This is a genomic window from Clostridium sp. MSJ-8, from assembly GCF_018918325.1.
Classification (GTDB): Bacteria; Bacillota; Clostridia; order Clostridiales; family Clostridiaceae; genus Clostridium.
Map to the genome: position 1 here is coordinate 26,182 of NZ_JAHLQH010000041.1, position 23,054 is coordinate 49,235.

The following is a 23,054-nucleotide window of genomic DNA, read 5'->3' on the forward strand; positions in this document are numbered from 1 at the left end:
CTTGATAATAAATTTAATCAATATCCATAATTCCAGGCAAAATAACCTTAAATGTATTTTGCTCTTGTAAATTAATGATTTTAACCCTCTTTTTTGTTCTATCCTTAAAACAATTTTTCATCCTTGCAAATCCTCTTCCATCATTAATAAATAGATTATTATCCATTGTAATAAGTTTTTCATATAGCCACATGTTTCTCTTAATATACGGAGTCATATTATTTCCAACATTCTTAGTCACTCTATCTCCTGGACTTTCTACAAGAATGCTTCTCGGTGTAACAACTATCTCTATAAATCTATTTACTTCCATATATTCTCTATATAATACTGCATTTTTTATTGCTTCATCTATAGCAGTAAATGGATAATTTTCAGGTAGTATATCTCTAATAATTTTCATAGTTCTGTATATCATAGTTAATAAACTACCTTGCACTATGGTAACCTCTGACTTATTATTCAATTTGTTTATTACTTTTATAATATTATTAGGTATGCATAAACTATTGTTCTCTGAAAATACTAATAATCCGCCAAAAGTACATTTATACTCATTGTCATCTAACCCCTTATATACTATCCCTGTACTCTCTAACAGAAAATCCATATTTTCATTATTTATATATATTCCTTTTTTATTAAAATATTTATCTATCAACTCATTATTCAAGAAATCTTTTTTACTTCTTATCATTGGACATGTCTCTACATTTAATTCTAATTGAGATTCTAGCACCCTTAGTATTTCTTGCTTTCTCATAACATCTGTAGTAGATCCTCTCCTTATGTAAAATGCACCTGTTTCTTTTATCTGATAAGGTTTCTGATCTCCATCATATATTGTTACTACAACTACTACCTTATCTTCTATTTCTACATAATCTATGGATAATGGAATAGGAGGCTCACACCTACTGCTTACTATCTGTTGCATCCTCTCTTCCATGTATATATTTTTATCTTCTACACCCTTTATTTCTTTTGTTTTATCTACAACACCTATTATTAGATATCCTCTACCACCTTTAGAATTAGCAATTGCACATACATCCTTAGCAAATTCTTTTTTTCCGCTTTCTGTAAGTAAGTCTATTTCTAATTTATAATCTAATTTTGAACTTTCTTCTTTTTTTAATAATGTTTTTAATTTTTTTATATCCATATTACCTCATCCTTATATTATCCCTTTTATTAATTATATCAAAAGGGATAGACTTCAAAAAGCCTAATTACATAAGGAAGCTTAAAAAAGGGACACTTTTACAGTCCCTTGTTTTTTATCTGCTTATACTTCTACCATCTATTATTATCTCAATCTCAGGAATTATTTTAACTTTAGATAAGTAATCATCTGAATTATAGTTAGGATAATATCTATCTATAAGTTCTTTTATTCTTAATATGTCTATTCCTTTATCTCTATATTCTTCAAATAGCTTTATAAATACTTTTTGTAGCTTTTCTTCCTGTTCTTCTTTTATTGTATTCATTGTACTGTCATCTATTGAATAATTGCCCTGTACTTCGCCTATAGATGTTCTTACTCTAATATATTCATCTAAATATATTATATCATTTTCTATACGTATACCTTGCTTATTATAATTATCTAAAATATCTAATGATATAAATTGTTCTGCATTGTTAGGATTAGTAACTTGAAAAGTCCCTTCTTTAAGATTTTTATTAGTTAATAGATTATATGCTAAAGTATCCCTTAAATTCATTGTATCAATCATCCTATTATCTTGCATTACTACTGCACCATCTAATAAAATCTTCTTCTCTACTAAATCTTGCTTTAAGTTTATCATACTCATAGTACATATATTAGGCGATTCTATTGAATTAGTTATATAATCACTAACATTTGAACTTATCACCTGCGCATTTTTCTTATTCATCTCTATTAAGTTATCTAAATATAATCCAAGATATTCTTCATCATTATTATGTACATCCAATAAAGCTTCTATATCGCCGAAATATGCAAACATATATGTTTTATATGAAAGTTGTTGATTATTTTCTATTAAATCAAGATATTTATCTACACCTTTTAGAAGTACATTTTCTGTGAATATATATGCCCTTACTTGACTAAAATTAAGATCATTACTAGAATCCACATTTACTTTCCTCATTGCCTCTAATGCTGTTTTTCCTCTACCTTCAAAAACTATTCTTTTACCTTTGTCTGAACTTTCATTTGCATTTCTATAAGGAGCTACACAATCTAAATACATTATAGTATTATCATATTCATCTATATCAAATATAACTGAAGTAACAAAAGTAATATTATTAATCTCCATATAATTGAAACATCCAACTAATGACACTGAAATACATATAAGTATAATAATTTTAAATATTTTTTTCTTCATTTCTGTCTTCTCCCCACCTTGAAATTATTCTATTCGATATCTTATCTAAGTTGCCTCTCAAAATAATGTCTTTAAACTTATATGTAGTTATACTGCCTAATGGAAATAAATATGAATATCCACCAGTCTTAAGGTCTGCAATCTTCGCTAACATTATTATGCTCATAATAAAAAATCCAGGTAATCCGTGAATAGCACTACTTATAGTTATAATAAGTGACCATATAGATAAAGCTCCGTATAGTTTAGGAATAAGGAAATAACTAAGGGTACTAAGTGCAACAACTATGATTGTTATTCTTGATGCTATCCCTGCCCCTACAACTGCATCACCTAATATAAGTGCAGAAACTATACTCATAGCACCGCCTATAGGTTGAGGTAATCTTATTCCTGCTTCTTTTATAGTTTGGAATGCTAATATCATGATTATAATTTCAACAATAGTAGGAAGTGGAACTCCAGCCCTAGCTACTGCTAATCTAAATATAAACATAGAAGGTATAAGAGCAAAATGATGAGTTATCATAGCAACATAAAATCCAGGTAATAAAACTGCAATAAAGAACGATATCCACCTAAGAATCCTAGAAAAATTCACATAATACTTATTAAGATAATAATCATCTGGAGCCTGAAAATTCTCTAGGAAAAAATACGGAACAGTTATAACAAATGGAGTACCATCAACTAAAACTGCAACCCTACCTTCGAATAGTTTTGCAGCTATCTCGTCTGGTTTCTCTGTGTACCCAACTGTATCAAATGCTGAATGTTTACTACGAAGTTTAGCTTCTATATAATTAGTATCTAATACAAAGTTAATATCTAAATTGTTAATAGTATCCTTAACTTGTTGTATGAGATATTCTGGTGCAACTCCCTTTATGTATGCTATAACAACAGAGGTCTTGCTCTTCTTGCCTACTGCATTAAGTGCTGTAAACTTCAAATCAGGATTCTTAGCCTTCCTTCTAATAAGTGAAACATTATCTACTATAGCTTCTGTAAACCCTTCTCTAGGGCCCTTCAGAACAGCTTCTGTCTCTGGTATAGATACTCCTCTTCTAACGTACCCCTTAACCTCGCATACTATTATTTCTGAATAATCGCTAAATATAAGAACTATATCTCCTGACAATATATGATTAATAGCATCATCTACATCTTCTGTACTGCTAGTAATGTTTATATCTAATACATTCTTAATTACATCATCTACATTACTACACTTATAATCCTTCTTCGTAAGAGGAGTTATTACATATTCACTAATAAACTCTGTACTACACATATCATCTATAAAAACCAAGGTACACTCTCCAAGTACTGTACTAATAGTCCTATACTTAACATCAAATACATCTAAAAACTTATCTTGTATATATTCTAAATTCTTGTTCATATTCATCACCTAGTATCTATTATTCCAAAAATAATGTTTAATATTCTTTATTTTTGCAAATACTATCTTAGGTAATTTAATTTTATTTCTGAAGGAGATTTTTATATGGATAAACTATCATCTAAACATTTAATGTTATTAATACTTGGGGTTTCTACAATTTCATTACGTAGCTACTCTTCTATATTTATATCTAGTGGGGGTAGAGATACATGGATATTAGCCTTACTTGCTTCTGTTATTATGACATTATTTATATGGATTATATTTAGGCATATAATAAAAACTAACTATTTTGATATGTGCAGAGATAATATTATACTTAAGATAATCTCTATAATATCATTATTCTTATTATGTATTGAATCAGCAACTACTGAAGCAACTTCTATTCATAATAATTATTTTCTTAATACACCTACTTGGTTCTGTTTATTATTCTTTATAATAGCAGCTACATATGTTGCAAGTAAGAGTTTTAATTCAGTTCTTATAACAACTATAGTATTAGTTGTTATAAACTTAATTGGAGATATTATAATACTAGCTTTGGCCTCTAAGTACTTAGATCTTAATAATTTACTACCTATATTTGCGAGCACAACTACCAAGGATAAGTTCACCTGTGTTATCTCGTTACTAGGAGGGTTATCTAGTATAATTATAATTATGCCTTATTTAAGACTATTAGCTCACAAGAGATCCTTATTATCTGATTGCATATTATCAGTAATAATAGTTGGTGCACTTATAACTACTGCATTTGCTACAATGATAGCTTTTTTAGGCTCTACTAGAGGAAGCTATATATTTTTTCCTGAATACATAGAATTTCAACGTATAAAAATAGCAGATTTTGTTGAGTTTGGAGAATTATTTTTTATATTTAGAAGTGTTAGTATGTACTTTATAAAATACATATTATGTTTATATGGATTAAAACTTATCCTTAAGAAAACAGAATCTAAAAATGTTTTGTTTATTACACTTATATCTATAGCAATATTTATTGTTTCTAACTTAATTTCTAGCAATACTTATACTTTATATAACTTCTTGCAAGTATTAATGTACTCATTATGTGTTATGTTCTTGCTTTTCTCTGTTATAATAATTACAACAAAACGAACTAAGTAATAACAAAAATTAAACTATAATGGAATTTAGTACTCTTTTCAATAATTAGATATTATACTAAATAAACTTCTGTATTATTTGTACTTTTATTTACAAAATTACAGAAGCTTATTTTATCTTATAAATATTTAATTAAATGCTTTTTTCTTGGCTGTAACAATAACCCCTGTTAATGGAATTGCTATTACAATACCTGTAGTAACTTGAATTATATTTCCTACAATATCTTTTGCAGCATATGCTAATCCACTTACTAATCCTAAATTATCAGTTAAGAATCCTGCAAGAATTGCCCCTGCGATAAAATATCCTACTACCATAAATATTCCACCTACTACAAAAGCCAATATATATTCTTTCTTAAATCCTTTTACCTTATCGCCATGATTAATTTTTTCTATAATAGCACCTGTTATATATGCCATTACTCCTTTTATAATAAATGTAAATGGAGCCCAGAAATAATATCCACCTAATATATCTACTAATGCCATACCTACTGCACTAGCAAAGGTTCCTTTCTTTTTGCCTAAAACAATAACAGATAAGAACACCATACAATCACCTAAATGAACAAAGCCACCTACTGATGGAATTTTAATTACACTTCCTGCTAAATATACTAATGCTATCATTAACGCAGTTAAAACAATATCTCTTGTATTTACTGTCTTTTGTTCCATACATAATACATCTCCCTTTTTTATTATGTAATAAATTATACTCAATAGTGTATTTTTTTCAAATGTATGGGTTCAAATAATATAACAAAAAAGGAGTTGCTATTAACAACTCTCTAACTTAATAACAACTCCTCTAATATATAATATTATTAATAAATTATTCTTCTTCCTGTCATAAACTTGTATACAGACGTAATTTTAACTACATCTCCAGTTTGAGGTGCATGGATCATTTGCCCATTTCCTATATATATTCCAACATGCCCTGTATGAGGAAATACCAAGTCTCCTGGTTGTAATTCAGCATAGGAAACTGCTTTTCCTGCATTTATTTGAACATAAGTTGTTCTTCCTATCTCTATTCCTAAAACATTTCTATATACATATTGTGTAAATCCAGAGCAATCAAAGCTATAAGGACCTGTTGCTCCCCATTGATAAGGTGTTCCTTTATATCTTTTAGCAAATTCTATAATTTTTTCTCTCTTTATTTCTTGTGCTGTTTTTATAGGTTGCTTTACAACGGGCTCTACAACTATTGGAGAATCTGCTTTATTACATTCAGCATATAACTGATCACATTCAGATGTTCCAATTTTAGCAATTTTTATTCTTACAGCCTTTATAGGAACCTTTTTGCCAGTAGTACCACAACTTTCTCCATCCTTGAATAACTTAGACCAATTTCCGCCTCTATATACTTGATAAAATATAGAATATTCAGTTGATACAACATTATTAGAATCAACAATATTTAATTTTATTGCTTCTAGATTTTTCTTTTGTCCTTCTGTACCTATTTTAATATTTTCACCACTTACAACTTGTTGCCATCCAACACTTTCTACATGTGCTTGCCCTTTTAATTTTAACCCTAACGACTTATTTGAATATACAAGATTTATTGCTTCCACATTATTAGCATTTGAACTAGGCTTTCCTGATACTACTGAATTACCTACTAAAGCATTCCATCCTTCCTTAGATATATGAGTTTTATATTCTATAGTATTATAAACATTGCTTCTTAAATTCTCATATTTTTCATAATCGCTTGTTCCACATTTTATAACTTTAACCTGAATCGCTTCGACTTTCAACCCTTTTCCAGTTGTTCCACATTCCTCTTTATCTCTTGCCCAAGTTCTCCAACCATTTCCACTTACATATACTCTATAAAATATAGAATATTCATTTGATATTTGTCCATTTTCATCTTCAAGCCACATCTTTACATCTTCTATTGATTTTTTTTGTCCAGTTGTTCCAGCTAATTCTCCATTTTCAACTGTATCTTGCCAACCTATCTTCGCTACATGTACTTGATATTTTAATTTCAAATCTACATTATTGTTATAATTTATTTTTAATGCTTCAATTCCCAAGTCTGAACCAGTTGTTCCTACCACAGTACCATTATTTACAATTTGACTCCATCCTTGCTTAGATATATGTGCTTGATATGAAACATCAATATTGGCTTTATTATCAATCTTAGACTCCATTTTTTGATATTCTAAAGTTCCAACCTTCTCTATACATATTTGAATAGCTTCTATCTTTATTCTGTTTCCAGTTGTTCCAGCTACTTGACCATCTTTAGTCCATACTTGCCATCCCTTACCTGATATATGAACTCTATAATATATTGAATAATCGCTACATTCGTTTCCATTTTCATCTGAAAGCCATATTTTTATTGCTTCCATAGACTTTTTCTTTCCTACAGTTCCAGCTACTTCCCCATTTTTAACACTTGATTGCCACCCCATATCTTCTACATGAGCTTGATAATTAATATTTAATCCTTCTATTGAGTTAATTTTTATAGCTTGTATTCCCAATTTTTTACCAGTAGTTCCTGCTATATCACCTTCATTAAATGTATTTTGCCATCCAATCCCTTCTACATGCGTTTCGTATGTAATAATATTTTCCTCCGCAGCCTTAACATTAACTATAGGAGTCATTACCCCAAAGATTATTAATAATATCATTATTGTTGCTAATTTTTTTAAAAATTTCATTTTCTTCCCCCTCTTATTTATATATCAAGGTTTCACATGTTTTTTTGTATAAAAAAACATCCCCTAATTTTATGTTAAAATTGAATCTACAACAAAACAAAATAACCATAAAAAAATGTCGTTATTGTGAATTCAATTAAAATTTGATTTACTAACATATAGTTAATATTTAATTAATAGTACAACCTTATCTTTTAACTTAAAGTTCATTTCAAACCTCCTTTATTATCTTGTTATTTCCCTTGGAACATCTTTATCTTACATTGCTTTTTTACCTGCATTTCATTTATTCCCTAAAAGGATATTTTATAACACACAAAAATAAATAAAACTTAAATTTTGGATTTACATGTTATTCATAATTACTTTTATTCTTTTCTTCTTATGTATTGAATATTAAATTATTTGATGCTATAATTCTAAATTTATTTGATGTAAAAATAAGTGTATTAATCAAAATACACAATAAAAATGAGGGGGATTTGTCATGATTTATGATGATAAATATTAGGGATGCATTTAATTTGCATAAATTGTCTGTTAAAATGTTCTAAGCATTGTTTTGAAATGCTCAGATCTAATGAAATATTAAAGTGACTTGATTTTTGTATTTAAATTAGCTATCATTTCTTTGCTATAATTTTTATTTATAGTAGTAACAAAACTTTGCTAGGAAGTGTTACTACTATTTTTTTATCCCTTTCTAAAGATAATTATTTATGGACTAGATGTAATGAGTCTACAAAACAAATATTTACATTATAATTAAAAATACTCTTCCAAAGAAGATATAAAACTATCATTCAATGGAAGAGTTATTTTAAACACTTTTATTGCAAACTATGCAATTAAATAAAATTTAATTCAATTTGTTATTACTATAAATACTCAACTTATATATTTTTCCATCTTTCACTATCTAAATAATTAATTACACCATCTCTAAGTTCAGGTTTTCTAAGTGCAAATTCAATATTTGCTTGTATGAATCCTAATTTATCTCCAACATCGTATCTCTTTCCTTGGAAATTATATGCATACATAGCCTCTTCATTCATTAATGCTTTTAATGCATCTGTTAATTGAATTTCTCCACCTTTACCTGGAGTTGTATTTTCTATCTTTTCAAATATTTGTGGAGTTATAATATATCTACCTAATATAGCTATATTACTTGGTGATTCTTCTGGCTTTGGCTTTTCAACTAAGTCTTTAACCTTATATACTCTATCCTCTATGTGAATACCATCCACAATACCATATTTAGATACGTCTTCTTCAGCTACTTCTTGTACACCTAATATTGTTGTTTTGTATTCTGAATAACAATCTATTAATTGCTTTAAACAAGGCACTTGACTATAAACTACATCATCACCTAACAACACAGCAAAAGGTTCATTACCTACAAATGTCTTTGCACAATGAATTGCATGTCCTAATCCTTTAGGTTCCTTTTGTCTTATATAATGAATATCTACCATATCAGAAATATCTCTTACTAATTCTAGCAATTCTGATTTTCCTGATTTCTCCAATTCCATTTCTAATTCTATAGATTTATCAAAGTGATCTTCTATACACTTCTTATTCCTTCCAGTAATTATAAGTATTTCTTCTATTCCTGATGCTACTGCTTCTTCTATAATATATTGAATTGTTGGCTTATCAACTATCGGCAACATTTCTTTAGGTTGTGCTTTTGTTGCTGGTAAGAATCTTGTTCCTAAACCTGCTGCAGGTATTATTGCTTTTTTAACTTTCATTCTTATTCTCCCTTCGCCTAAATAAAGATTTCACCTTAATTCTATCATACCTATTATTAGATTAACAATATTTTTTTGTATATTCCTTGTACATTAATCTATTTTTTTACAATTCTTATTTCTATAGCTTCAACTCTTAATCCTTTTCCTTCTGTTCCTGCTATTTCACCTGATTCTACCCAGTTCTGCCATCCTATATTTTCTACATGTGTTCGATACTCTAAATAGTATCCTGATGGTAAACCAAAAGCTTTTATCTGAATAGCTTCAACTCTTAATCCTTTTCCTTCTGTTCCTGCTATTTTGCCTGATTCTACCCAATTCTGCCATCCTATATTTTCTACATGTGTTTTGTATTCCAACTTTACACCTGGACATCCTGAAATATAAATTTCCATAGCTTCAACTCTTAATCCTTGACCTTCTGTTCCTGATAGCTCTCCCGAACTCATCCAACCTTGCCATCCTACATTTTGCACATGAGATCTATATTGTACCTTAGGATCTATTTTAACAATCCTAAGCTCAAATGCCTCTAAACTTAAACCACTATTCTCTATTCCTGCTATTTCATTTGAACCACACCAATCCTTCCATCCAACATTTTGAATATGTGCTCTATATTCTATATCATATCCACTTGGAAGTCCTTCGGCTTTTACTTGTATTGCTTCTATCTTCAAGCTTCTCTCTTCTGTTCCTGCTACCTCACCTTCGTTTTTCCAATCTTGCCATCCTAATCCTTCTATATAAACTCTATAGTTTAATTTTGCACCTTCATACTTATTTAAATTAATCCTAAGTGCTTCTACTCTCAATCCATCTCCTTGTGTCCCACTTAATTCTCCGTCTCCCACATAATCTTGCCATCCAATGTTTTGAACACAGGCTTGATATTCTATTGTTGGCTTTTTTCTTTGACTTATTATTGTGACTGCATCTTGGGGAACAAAACCCGTTGTTGTCCACGAAAACTCTCCTGAAAATTCACTTGAAACATCTAAAATTGTTGTTGTTCTTTCAGGAGTTACTTTATATTTATTAGTACCATTTATATAAACGCTGTTCAAAGAATTAATAATTACTGAAGAATTTATTATTTCTCTTGCTGTTGTTTTTTTCTTACTTACATTATATATTGCACTGCCATTATTAAAAGTAACTGAAGTGTCTTTATTATATATTCCTATACTATATTTTTTATATTCTCTTAACAAATCTTCTTCATAATTATTATTATATCCACTTAAATACCTATCTATTGCAAAAAACTGAGCTGCATTCTTTTCTCCCCAATATGGATCTGAAGCATATTTAACTCCTATGCCTATTTCTTTATTTCCAAATATTCCACCATAATATCTCCAATCTTGTGGGTCTAAATATCCTTTAGACATATAATATTTTGCAAATTGTTCTACACAATCTGCTGGAGAATTATAAGTATTTGCAGCTTGTCCTGGATTTGTATCTACTGCATTTAGTCCAAACAAATTATTTTTTTCAAGTGCAATTTTAGATACTCCCCATCCTGATTCATTTATAGCTACTGATAATATCATAGCTGCATTAACTCCATAAGTATTTTGTACACTTATTAGTTTTGAACCTAATCCTCTTAATTTACTGTTAGGTTTAGTGTTCGCATTAATATAGGAATCTAATTGTGCAGCAGTATAACTTGTTTTACTTCTCAATGGTAACTTTTGATAATAATTATAATATGGATTATTACTATTAACAGCATTAGTATGAACTCCAGCTTGTACATCTTTTTCTAATGCAGACAAACTAGTATAAAAGTATTGTGCATCATAACTATAATACTTTGTATCTTTTGCTAAATATGAAGGTGCAACTCCTGCAGAAATAGTCCAACCTTTTTGAGTTGCCTTGCCATATATATCAAAAGATATAAAGTGTCTTAATTGATTATTATTAACTATATAATAACTAGGATTTACTGCTTGATTAATAGGAATTATGTCAAAGTCATAAGTTCCATCGCCTGCTTCACTACTTTTGCCCCAACCTGTATATCCATTCACTAATACCTTTACTGCACTATCGGTTTTATCAACTAACGCTACATCTTCAATTGAATTATGATTAATATAATAATTTGTATTCTTACTTCCAACATCATTTACATTATCATATAAATATGTCACATTAGAATTATCAACCTTCCCACTTGTACATTTTATAGCCCTAGCAATGGCTTCTGTAGCATATACAGTTGTTCCATTACTATCTATAACTGCTGGGATATATTCATCTTCTATATTTAATTCATCATAATTTTTTATTATTTCCTCTATTTTATTAGCTGTTGTAACAGCTTCATCATAAGTACTTGCTGTATCTATATGTATATAACTTCCATCATATTTTGCCAAAGATACTTCATAATTGCTTTCTGTAATATTATCTAATTTTTCTACTTCAAATGATTGTTTATATGCTTCCTCAAACTCTTCATCTTCTAATAATGTTTCTCCCTCATCTGTTCTATCAGGATTTATTACATTATCATAATTTTCTAACACATCTCCTTGTAATACTTCACATATACTAGTTGTGTATTCTTGTCCTACAAACTTTTCTTTAATATTTAAAGCTTGTACTACATACTCTATTAAAGCATTTTCTTCTTCTGCACTTATTGTTTTATTTGCATTTGTTGAATTAACATTGTCTGCATATACATCTCTTGGAATTATACTAAGAAGTAAAAATATACAAGAGAGTACAGAGATAAACTTCTTTATACCACACTTCATTTGGTTTTCCTACCCATTCCTTTCATTAATTTATTTAATATAATTTTATTATAATATAATTTTATCATACAAAGCACAATAAATAATTTAGACTATGCATAATTTACATATATTTAATTTAATTATAAATGCTAACATAGTAAATTATTAATCAAGTTTACTACTGTATAAAAACTTTTAATTTATTAAAAACAAACTAAATTTTTTTACAACTAATTATTAAAACACTCAAATTTTCTTATCGATTCTATAAATTATATTTATATACTTTTATCTTGTTATTTGCTATAATATTTTTTGTATATTTAATATAGATTTAACATTGTTTTTACAATACGATAAAATGAAATGAGGTTTTAAATTTTATGAAATTCAATTTTCACTGTAATAATATTAGAATTATAAAAGTTATACTAAATATATTATTAAGCATATTATTAATAGGATGTACTTGCTTTCTTCCGCATGTATTAGAAGCTGCAACTCCTTCTACAATGCATTTACTATATTTTCTTCTTATTATTATGCTAATTATTTTAAATATACCCAATACATCAAATATTAAATTTAATTTTAAACCTTTAATATTAGCGTTATCTCCGTTGGTATCATATTTTATAATAGAATTTTTAAGTTTAAGTGGTAAAAATCCATTTACTAATTTCTCATTAAAAACTTTACTTTTTAATGTATTAGTATATTATTTAATATATACAATATTTTATATATCGCTAAATATTCCAAAATTGTCATTATTATTATGTCATACTTTATTTTATATAGTTTCTATCGCAAACCATTTTATGGTTATTTATAGAGGACGTGGTCTCTTTCCTAACGATATATCCTCTATAAAAACAGCAACTACTATTGTTGATAATATATCATTCACCATTACATCAGAAATGCTTACAATTACATATATATTTGTTTTATGGATGATTATAATAATAAAATTTCCTATAAAAAAAGTAAAATATATTTATCGTTTTGCAACCAAAATATCAATATTAATACTTTCAATTATATCTTTATGTTTATTTACTTTTAGCACATTACTTTTCAAATTAGGTTTTAAGCAAATTCATTGGTATGGTCATTTAACTAATGGTGTAGCTATCAACTTTATAATAGAAGGAAATTTAGATAGAATAGCTAAACCTGATAACTATTCAAAAAACACATTAAAGGATCTCCAGAAAAAAATCACCAAAACAAATTCGACTTCAAATAAAAATTCTACAAATAAGCCAAAAGTAAAACCTAACATAATTGCGATAATGGATGAATCATTTGCTGACTTACATTGTATAGGAAATTTTAATACAAATAAACCTGTTACAGAATTTTTGGATTCGTTATCTGAAAATACAATAAGTGGTTATGCATTAAGTTCTGTATATGGTGGTGGAACTGCTACCTCTGAATTTGAATTTTTAACTGGTGCATCCACTGCTTTTTTACCTAGTTCTGCAATTGCATACCAATCTTATATTAATACAAAAACAGACTCATTAGTTTCTTTACTAAAAAAGCAAGGTTATTCAACAATTGCTCTACATCCATACCAAGGTTCAAATTATAACAGAATAAATGCTTATAAAAACCTTGGATTTGATAAATACTATTATGCAGAAAACTTATATATAACTCCTGATAATGATATACGAACATTAGCCAGTGATTATTATGACTTTAATAAAATAATAGATATTTATAATGAAAAAGCAGATGGAGAAAAGTTATTTTTATTTAACGTTACTATTCAAAATCATGGTGGTTATGATGATGAATCTGATAATTTTGATGAACAAATAAAAATAGATGGATTTAATAAAAATAAATATCCTGCTGCAAATCAGTATCTATCTCTTATGTATGAAACTGATAAGGCATTTGAAAATCTAATTAATTATTTTAGCACAGTAGATGAACCAACTATAATACTAATGTTTGGTGATCATCAGGGAATAGTAGAAGATGACTTTATAAAATACTTATACGGAAAAGATAAAAATGAGTTATCTCTAGAAGAAAATCAAAAATTATATAAAGTTCCCTTTTATATATGGGCAAACTATGATATACAAGAACAATTTATTGATTGTACAAGCATTAATTATCTATCCACATATTTGCTAGATGCTACAGGACTTAAAAAAAGTGATTATTTAAATTATTTAACTTATGTTCGTGATAAAATTCCTGCTATAAATAATTTTTGTTATGTTGATTCAAGTGGTACTTATCATTCTATAAAAGGTAATTCAATATCTGAAAATGAAAATAAACTTTTACACCAATATCAAATATTACAGTATAATTATTTATTTGATAAAAAACATAAATTAAAAAACTTTTATTCAATTACAAAATAAAATCGAATGAATAATTCTTTAACAAAAACCAATTAGTAAATAGTCTTTATTTTAAAATAATAATAAGGCATATCCTATACAGATTCTTATGACTTGGATATGCCTTTATTAATTATAAGTTTTAATTATATACAAACCTTATACAATTGTTACATTATATATGAAATTTTTTTCTTACAGTAATCCTTAGTTTTAACAATTCATATTATATAATTTACCATTTCATATAAAAACAATCTTCTTTATTTATTTTTTAATATTTCTTGCATATATCGCATAATATTAAATGTTCTCTCAAAGTTTTGTCTATCTTGAGATTTTAATACTGATAATATTATTCCTGAGAAAAATATTATGACTGCAATTATCCCTAATGTTGCAGCACACACTATGGTTGGTATTTTATCTACAATTCCAGTATGTGCAAATTTAACAAATACCGGAATAAAAAATGCTAATGCTATAACTATTAACAACAATGTTATTATTGAAAAGAATGCAAATGGCTTAGTTTCCATAAATAATGCACCTATCTTCTTAATTACCTTAAATCCATCTGAATATGTATTAAGCTTAGATTCACTTCCTTCAATTCTATCTTTATATTCAATAGGTTCTTCTACTATTTTAAAATTATTTTCTAATGCAAATATTGTCATTTCTGTTTCTATTTCAAATCCTTTTGAACAAATTGAATACATTTTTATAAAATCTCTGTTAAAAGCTCTTGCTCCAGTCATTATATCTTTTAAATTTGATTTAAATATTATATTTATCAATTTTCTTACTAATACGTTTCCAAAATTATGGAATGCTCTTTTATTCTCTGTAAAATAAGTAGACGATAATCGATCTCCAACAGCCATATCCGCTTTTCCTTCTAATATTAGCTTTTCTAACTTTGGTGCAAATGAAGCTGGATATGTATCATCACCGTCAACCATTATATAGCAATCCGCATCTATATCTCTAAACATAGATCTAACAACATTACCTTTTCCTTGTCTATACTCGTACCTTACAATTGCCCCTGCTTCTTTTGCTATCTTATCAGTACCATCAGTTGAATTATTATCATACACATATATATCTGCATGAGGCATTTCTTTTTTAAAATCTTCTATAACATTTTTAATAGTTTTTGCTTCATTATAACATGGTATTAAAATTGCTGTTTTCATAATATTTAAATTCCTCCATAATCTTTATATTTTTTTTACTAAAGCTTTTTTCTTCATAATATAATTCCATATCATGACCAATATTGTAGTTATAATCTTTGCTACTCTGTAATCAATAGCTATAATTGATACAAATACCCACATAAATATTTGATTAAATCCTAGTCCAATAACACTCGAACCTAAGAATGCTACAACAACCTTCTTATCAGTATTGTTTTTAGCTCCTTCAAAAGCCCATAATTTACACAAATAATAATTGACAATAACAGATATAGTAAAACTTATAGCTGATGATATAAGATAATTAATTCCTAATAAAGAAGTTAATAATAATAATATTCCATAATCAAATACAAAACTTATTCCACCTGTTATTGCAAATCTAAAAATTTCTCTAAATCTCTTATTATCTTTTAATTTTATTATTATATTCATAATATCTCCTCTGCAAGTATAATCAACATTAATTATATATATTTTATCATTTATCTTCAAGTAATTTATACCCTATAGTTTATTACTTCTTATCTTATTGATATTTTTAATTACACCTTCTAATACAAATGTGCATGATAACATAACAAACATTATCATTAATGGATATCCTCCAGATCTATACATATAATAAGATGATTTAACTGATGCAATCTCATTATATGCAACCCCCCCGATTAATACAATATATGATAACAATATAGAAGTTAATATCAACCATACATCAAAGTTCTTCTTTTCTTTTAATTTATTTTTCATATTACAAATCACTTTTACAGTTATTAATATATAACATCCCCCTCCTAATATAGCTAAAATAGGAAAGATATGCGAATATATCGGTGTAATCTTATTGACTCTATCCACTATTTTCTTCTTACTACTTATAACATAATCATCATTGTTTTTTATAGCTATATCGTTTGTAATTGCTTCTGCAAATCTTATATCTTCTTCACTATCTCCTCTTCCCACTTCGCATACGGCATTTACATCTATAAATCTTATAGAATCTATTGTAAACTTCAACATAGTTTTAGGTAGTTGATATGTGTATTCTCTTCTCCATGGAGGCATCAATGGTGATGGCATAGGTGCTCTGCTTGCAACCGTTCCATCTTTAATAGCCTTCTCTATTTCATCTGCAACATTCTTATAGAATTCATCAGCTTTTTTTGCATCTTCATAATAACCACATTCCGCCACAGCAGAAATTAAAGGCCATATAATCATTCCATTTTCGTTGTCATCTACTCCCAATCTTGCTTGTCCCCAAGCTTTCCATTGATCAGTTAATTTGTATTCTATACTTTTTAGTGTAGGGCTTATATCATAAAGCACTTTAAGTTTCGATATAGGAACCGATACCCTATATTGCTTATCATCATCTTCAGTTTTTACTCTATAAAAACAGCTAACCGCTCTTGAAAAATTACTATCATCAATTAAGTTATACGAATATAATCCATAATGTTTGTAATTCAAATAGGAAAGTGAAATATTACTAAACATTAAAATTCCTATAGGTAATATAACCAATGCTATACGGAAATAATTAACATTATGAAAATTAAATTTTTTATCTTTTAAACTATTTATTATTGTATTTACTACTAATACAATAGTTACAACTATTGTAAATGGAAGCACCCATATGCGATCTTCCCTTGTATGATATGTAGCTGCCAAAGCAATTCCTGCAACCATAGACCACAAAAACAATGATTTATTACTTTTATCTCTTTTTAAATATAAAGCAAAATAACTTCCAAATAAAACCAAAACCTCTATGATAGTCAATCCACATCTATATACTCTTTGTAATGTCCACGAAGCATATGATACAGGATTAAATAATAAAACACTATATATAATTAACAATGGCCATTTCCTTTTGAATAAACTTTCTATTGAACATACAAAAAGTAAGCACCCTAAAGAATATAAGAAAGTCGTTGTACCTATAAATGATAGCCCTAATTTTGAACATACTGCTAAATAAATAGGGCCTGTTAGTTCTTTCATTAAAGTTATTTCATCAAACTTTCCAAGCCAATTATGATTAGCAATAAAATATCCTAATTTCATCATCCATCCATCATCATATTTGTCAACTGGAATTGCTAATAACGGTAACTTCGCTACTAATAATTGCTTTATTATTGCTAGTATAACTATTATTATCCAAAAGTAAAAAATATTTATCTCTTTTTTTTTCTTATCTATTTTCATAATATTTTTCCTCTAGTATCTTATATATATATATTAATAATATTGATTGGTTACTGTTAACAGATACAATATAGCAAATAATATTCCAACGCAAATAAATGTATAATCTATAATTTCTCTATTATCGTCCTTGCATTTTAATCTATATGGACATAAAATTGATAGCATCCCTATAACTGGAACAAAATATCTTCCTTGTACTCCTAAAATAGTATTTGAACCTACGGTAGTCCATGTAATATATAAAGTTAAGCATGTAGTAACATATATACATACTGAAACCAAAAAAGTGCCCCAAATAGTCTTTTTGGATAAAACATATTTAGATGGATAACCTAGTATTACCACCACCAAGAATGTATTAAATAAATATTTAAGAATCTTTGGCATACCATATAATAGCCAACCAAATTCAGTTAATTGATTAATATACCCTGCTAAATTTTTAGCTAACGCAATTATAAATCCTTTCATAAATAAAACTGGATTGTTTATTATAAATTTAACTTGTTCTCTACTATTAACACCATACGCATCAAAATATGGTTGAAATGGGGAATATTTCGTTCTTATTACTGATATACCAGCCCAGCCTAATGCTATAATTGCTGTTATAGCTATAAATATAATACTTCTATAATAACACTTTGAAGATTTATATCTATTTTTAGGTATAAATAATAATAAACTTATTAATAAACAATATGGTAATTTCACCAACCCCAAAATAGTGCATATAATAAAATAGCTAAACATATCTTTTATATCTATATCTTTTTTATCATACAGATATAAGAAATATGAAATTGCCAAAATTGCTAATGAATATGTTGTTGCATCTGCATTGTATGAAGCAACTATAAACAAAGTCATAGGCAATATAGATACTATTGCTAATGGAATCTTATACATCGGTGTTTTCTTCAATGCATATCTAACAATTATAGCATACATAATCAAATTCATTATTCTTCCAATTAAAAATACTCCATAATCATTAATTCCAATAATTTTCGAAATCATTATTCCTATAGTTTGAGGTATATATCCAAAAAATAAATTTGCATTTGCATAACTATAATATGTAGATTCTGTATTCCAATCTGGATCCGTACTCGTTAAAGGTGTATTATCAAAAGTTGACCAATTATAGTATATTATATCTCCTATTGTATTAGATATTCTATAATCCTGATAGTCTTCACCCATCATAAGATAACCTCTAGAAGCTAAATCAGCTCTTGATATATGGTCATGCTCGTCTGGAATGTCTAATACAGGATTTAATACTGCAGACATTATACCTAACACTAATATTATTACAAACATACTATTATGAATTTCTTTAATATTTATGAACAATAAACTTGCACTGGTCACAATAATTAACAAAGCAACAATTCCGATATACACTGGAGTAAAACCATTATATTGTATAACATAAAATAATCCCTCATTACTCTGTACATTATTAATAGAAAAGTTATCTTTATCACTAACTGAAGTTAATATGTTTAATTTAGCAGTCTCTTTACTTTTTATTATTAACTCTAATATATCACCTTTTTTTATGTCATTCCCGTCAATATTAATACTAACAGTATAATCACTATTTATCTCCTCTTTAGGTAACTCTGCTGTTCCAACTACCTCATCACCATTTTTTACTTCAATATTATAATTGTTTCCATTAGATAATTTTCCTAATTTAAATATTATGTTTTGTGGTTTACTATATGTAGCTTTTATATTTTGAACTAATTCACCTGTTATAGTCTTATCACCATAATAAGACTCCTTTTCATTAACTTTTATATCTATTGGTTTGTTAAATTTATAAGAAACACATCCTATTATGCTTATAAAAATCAAAATTAATACTAATCTATATTTTAGATTTTTAATTTTCATAACATCCCTCCACCTTTAAAATAATACAACTTTTATAATTTTATCACAACAAATTAAAATTGTAAATTAGTCTATTTTGAAATCAATGGTAATTATTAATTAATAATTTAATGTTATATTGCTATAATATAGTTTATTTTAATTTAAGACATGAAAAATGGATTTGTCGCTAGCAGTTTTTAACTGCTAATGCGGCAAATCCATTTTTCCTACCTAGCTCCAAACATACTTACTACTTGATCTGTTATACTTGACGCAATTTTTCTTTGATTCAAATCAATTGATAAAGCCGTTGCATTACCATAATTTGTAATAAATCCACATTCAACTAATATAGCTGGCATTCTTGTATTTCTTAATACATATAAATTAGCAGTTTTTGCTCCTCTATTATAAAAACCTACATTTGATGCAATACTATTTACCACCTTAGTTGCCAATTGTCTTGATTTATTAATTTTATCACTATAATTATCCCAACTATATCCTTTATCTGGGCTATTAGTAGTTGAATAAACTTCTACACCATGGGCACTTGCAGTTGCTGCATTCTGATGTATACTTATAAATAACACTGCCTCAGATTTATTGGCTATAGAAACTCTATTTGCTAAACTTTGATTAACACTAGATACATCTCTATCAGATGTTTTTCTTGTCATAATAACATTATATCCTGCATTTTCTAAATATGTCCTTAAATAATCTGCTATCTTTATATTTAGTTCAGTTTCTGAATAAGTTATTCCATTATGTTTAGCTATTGCTCCATAATCCCCACCATAATTGTGTCCTGCGTCAACAACTATTGTTGTCCCTTTGCTTTTGTAATAAAACTCAACATTTGCTTCTTGAATTGTTCCATCATAACCTATAGGCTCAACTTTTAACGTATGTTTACCCACTTTTAAACCACCTAAGTTAACATTTGTTAAGTAACCTGATTTAGCACCTCCAATATATCCTGGGAATTTTATATTTACATCTTCTCTACTTTGATTAGTTATAGTTGTTCCTTTTAACACTCCATCTATATATATATTTATTTTTTTTACTCCTGAACCATTTAAAGCCCACCCCTTAACTAATATACAATCACTACCTTCTACATAATTAACATTTGGGGCATCAATAGTTGTAATATTATCTTTTTTTCTTATAGTTATTGTTTTGTACATATGGTGAATGTAACCATCTTTACCAAACTGTCTGATTTCTAATGTTTGTTTTCCAGGAGCAATAGTTGTTATATCTAAATTATTTATTTCATACCCAGAATTATGACTTTTGTATTCTGAATAAGCTGAATAAACATCTTCTCTTGATATATTAGGAACTGTTTCCCCTAGAAATTTATCATTTATATATGCTTGAACCTTTTCAACACCGCTATAACTCAATGACCATCCAGTTACTGAAAAGTTATCAGTTATAATATCACTATCAGCTGGTTTATCTATACATTGTATAGGAGTAATTCTAACAGCTCGTACTATTCTTATTTGAATTGCTTCAAGACGCAATCCTTCACCTATAGTACCTGCTATTTCTCCATCAGTCTTCCATTCTTGCCAACCTTTATTTTGTATATGTACCCTATATTGTATTTGATAAGTATCTGGAAGATTATCTCCCTTTATTTGAATTGCTTCAACTCTTAATCCTTCACCTGATGTTCCGCCCAATTCTCCTTCATGCTTCCAACCAAGCCAACCTTTATTCTGTACATAAGTTCTATAAGAAATAGAGCCATTATCAAAATTATTCATTTTAATTATTATACCTTCAACTCTTAATCCTTCACCTGATGTTCCAGCTAGTTCTCCATTAGATACCCAATCTTGCCATCCTATATTTTCAACATGCGCTTGATATTCTATATTGGGAATATCTTTTTCAAATTTTATTTGAATTGCTTGAATATTACAATTATAATTTTCAATATCACCTGCAATTTGTCCGTTATACTTCCATGATTGCCATCCTTTATTAGATATGTATACTCTATATAACAATTGAACATCATCTGATATATCTGGTGACTCTATTTTTATTGCCTTTATCCTTTTATTTTTTTTGCCAGCAATTTCATCATTGGACATCCAATCTTGCCATCCTTCTTCTTGTATATATGCTTTATATCTTATTGTTGCTATAGACTTGTCTACATTTATCTTAAAGTTTGAAATATCATTTCCTATTTTCCCTGATGTATTCCCCTCCTTTGCTACTCCCATCCATTCATCACTATTAACAAGTTTTGAATTATACTGAATTTTATCATAAAATTTATCATTTTCAACTACTTTTATTTCAATTCCTTCAACTCTATACCCCTTACCCGATGTTCCTGCTATTTCTCCATCAGTCACCCAATCTTGCCATCCTATATTTTCAACATGCGCTCTATACTCTATATGATATCCTATAGGAAGGTTTTCTGTTCTTATCTTAATTGCTTCAACTCTTAATCCTTCACCTGATGTTCCAGCTAGTTCTCCATCAGTTACCCAATCTTGCCATCCCATATTTTGAACATGTGCTGTATAATATATTTTTGCATCAGGAGCACCTTCTAACTTAATCATTAACCCTTCAACTCTTAATCCTTCACCTGATGTTCCTGCTAATTCTCCATCAGTTACCCAATCTTGCCATCCTATATTTTGAACATGTGTCGTATATTTTACATTTATAGTTTTATCATTTGAATATACTTGTTCTTCTGATTGAACTTCTGTGGATACATTTGTATTATTGCTTGTATTTGCTAACACAACTACTGAAAAAATATTAATTATTATAAATATCCCAATTAAAACCCTTATACTCTTTTTCATTTTTCCTCCCCCTTGTTATTGTAAAGTTTCCTATACTTATTTAAAATAATACACTATAAAAAACATCATTTTTATTGTACCACATTATACTTTATTCTTAATGCAACTTAACATATTGTTAAATTTTTTTTTATTTATTTTAATTTTTATATGTTACTTAATACAAAAATATATTCTCAAGCCAATATTTAAATTTTACTTTAACAATACTTTTACCCCAACACAAATTTAATTTTCTCTCTCCAGAACTTATATATAATCAATAGTTTTTTGCATAAAAAAAGATGTCACTAATAATTATTTATATTAGAATGACATCTCTAT

Annotated in this window: 13 protein-coding genes and 2 pseudogenes; 2 read left to right on the forward strand and 13 right to left on the reverse strand. The window is 27.7% G+C overall.

What is annotated here, in order from left to right:
* Positions 1–13: 13 nt before the first annotated feature.
* The 3 genes from KQI77_RS08765 to KQI77_RS08775 all read right to left on the reverse strand — a co-directional run bounded on the left by KQI77_RS08765 (position 14) and on the right by KQI77_RS08775 (position 3,795).
* Entirely contained in the window at positions 14–1,165 is a 1,152-nt protein-coding gene (locus tag KQI77_RS08765) for a helix-turn-helix domain-containing protein (protein ID WP_216390051.1), read from the reverse strand.
* 115 nt (positions 1,166–1,280) lie between these two features.
* Positions 1,281–2,390, reverse strand: a complete 1,110-nt coding sequence (locus KQI77_RS08770) for a Ger(x)C family spore germination protein (protein WP_216390052.1) — start codon at positions 2,388–2,390, stop codon at positions 1,281–1,283.
* On the reverse strand, positions 2,371–3,795 hold the full coding sequence (locus KQI77_RS08775; RefSeq protein WP_216390053.1) for a spore germination protein: 1,425 nt from the start codon (positions 3,793–3,795) through the stop codon (positions 2,371–2,373). Before KQI77_RS08775 ends, KQI77_RS08770 begins: the two co-directional genes overlap by 20 nt.
* 105 nt (positions 3,796–3,900) lie before the next feature.
* On the opposite strand from KQI77_RS08775, the gene KQI77_RS08780 reads away from it, so the two are divergent.
* On the forward strand, positions 3,901–4,932 hold the full coding sequence (locus KQI77_RS08780) for a GerAB/ArcD/ProY family transporter (RefSeq protein WP_216390054.1): 1,032 nt from the start codon (positions 3,901–3,903) through the stop codon (positions 4,930–4,932).
* 128 nt (positions 4,933–5,060) lie between these two features.
* Here KQI77_RS08780 and KQI77_RS08785 read toward each other — a convergent pair whose 3' ends face one another.
* The 5 genes and pseudogenes from KQI77_RS08785 to KQI77_RS08800 all read right to left on the reverse strand — a co-directional run bounded on the left by KQI77_RS08785 (position 5,061) and on the right by KQI77_RS08800 (position 12,191).
* Positions 5,061–5,615, reverse strand: a complete 555-nt coding sequence (locus tag KQI77_RS08785; RefSeq protein ID WP_216390055.1) for an ECF transporter S component — start codon at positions 5,613–5,615, stop codon at positions 5,061–5,063.
* A gap of 149 nt (positions 5,616–5,764) precedes the next feature.
* Positions 5,765–6,091, reverse strand: a pseudogene (locus KQI77_RS13015) (C40 family peptidase); the annotation flags it as partial.
* Positions 6,092–6,373: 282 nt separating this feature from the next.
* Positions 6,374–7,642 (reverse strand): annotated as a pseudogene (locus KQI77_RS13020) (hypothetical protein); the annotation flags it as partial.
* A gap of 893 nt (positions 7,643–8,535) precedes the next feature.
* Positions 8,536–9,408 (reverse strand): UTP--glucose-1-phosphate uridylyltransferase GalU, encoded by an 873-nt coding sequence (gene galU, locus KQI77_RS08795; RefSeq protein ID WP_216390057.1) that lies wholly within the window; start codon positions 9,406–9,408, stop codon positions 8,536–8,538.
* A gap of 98 nt (positions 9,409–9,506) precedes the next feature.
* Positions 9,507–12,191: a glucosaminidase domain-containing protein gene (locus KQI77_RS08800; protein ID WP_216390058.1), complete on the reverse strand. Its 2,685-nt coding sequence runs from the start codon at positions 12,189–12,191 to the stop codon at positions 9,507–9,509.
* Positions 12,192–12,994: 803 nt separating this feature from the next.
* Here KQI77_RS08800 and KQI77_RS08805 point away from each other — a divergent pair.
* On the forward strand, positions 12,995–14,569 hold the full coding sequence (locus tag KQI77_RS08805; RefSeq protein WP_216390059.1) for an LTA synthase family protein: 1,575 nt from the start codon (positions 12,995–12,997) through the stop codon (positions 14,567–14,569).
* Between the two features lie 242 nt (positions 14,570–14,811).
* Here KQI77_RS08805 and KQI77_RS08810 read toward each other — a convergent pair whose 3' ends face one another.
* From KQI77_RS08810 to KQI77_RS08830, 5 genes are all read right to left on the reverse strand, one after another.
* Complete coding sequence (locus tag KQI77_RS08810) at positions 14,812–15,750, reverse strand: glycosyltransferase family 2 protein (RefSeq protein WP_216390060.1); 939 nt, start codon at positions 15,748–15,750, stop codon at positions 14,812–14,814.
* A gap of 24 nt (positions 15,751–15,774) precedes the next feature.
* A complete protein-coding gene (locus KQI77_RS08815) occupies positions 15,775–16,188 on the reverse strand; it encodes a GtrA family protein (protein ID WP_216390061.1) in 414 nt (137 codons plus the stop codon).
* Positions 16,189–16,260: 72 nt separating this feature from the next.
* Positions 16,261–17,979 carry a hypothetical protein gene (locus KQI77_RS08820; protein WP_216390062.1) on the reverse strand — a complete coding sequence of 573 codons (1,719 nt, stop codon included), beginning with the start codon at positions 17,977–17,979 and terminating at the stop codon, positions 16,261–16,263.
* Between the two features lie 33 nt (positions 17,980–18,012).
* Complete coding sequence (locus KQI77_RS08825) at positions 18,013–19,890, reverse strand: DUF2142 domain-containing protein (RefSeq protein ID WP_216390063.1); 1,878 nt, start codon at positions 19,888–19,890, stop codon at positions 18,013–18,015.
* Between the two features lie 209 nt (positions 19,891–20,099).
* Positions 20,100–22,730: an N-acetylmuramoyl-L-alanine amidase gene (locus KQI77_RS08830; RefSeq protein ID WP_216390064.1), complete on the reverse strand. Its 2,631-nt coding sequence runs from the start codon at positions 22,728–22,730 to the stop codon at positions 20,100–20,102.
* Between the last annotated feature and the right edge of the window lie 324 nt (positions 22,731–23,054).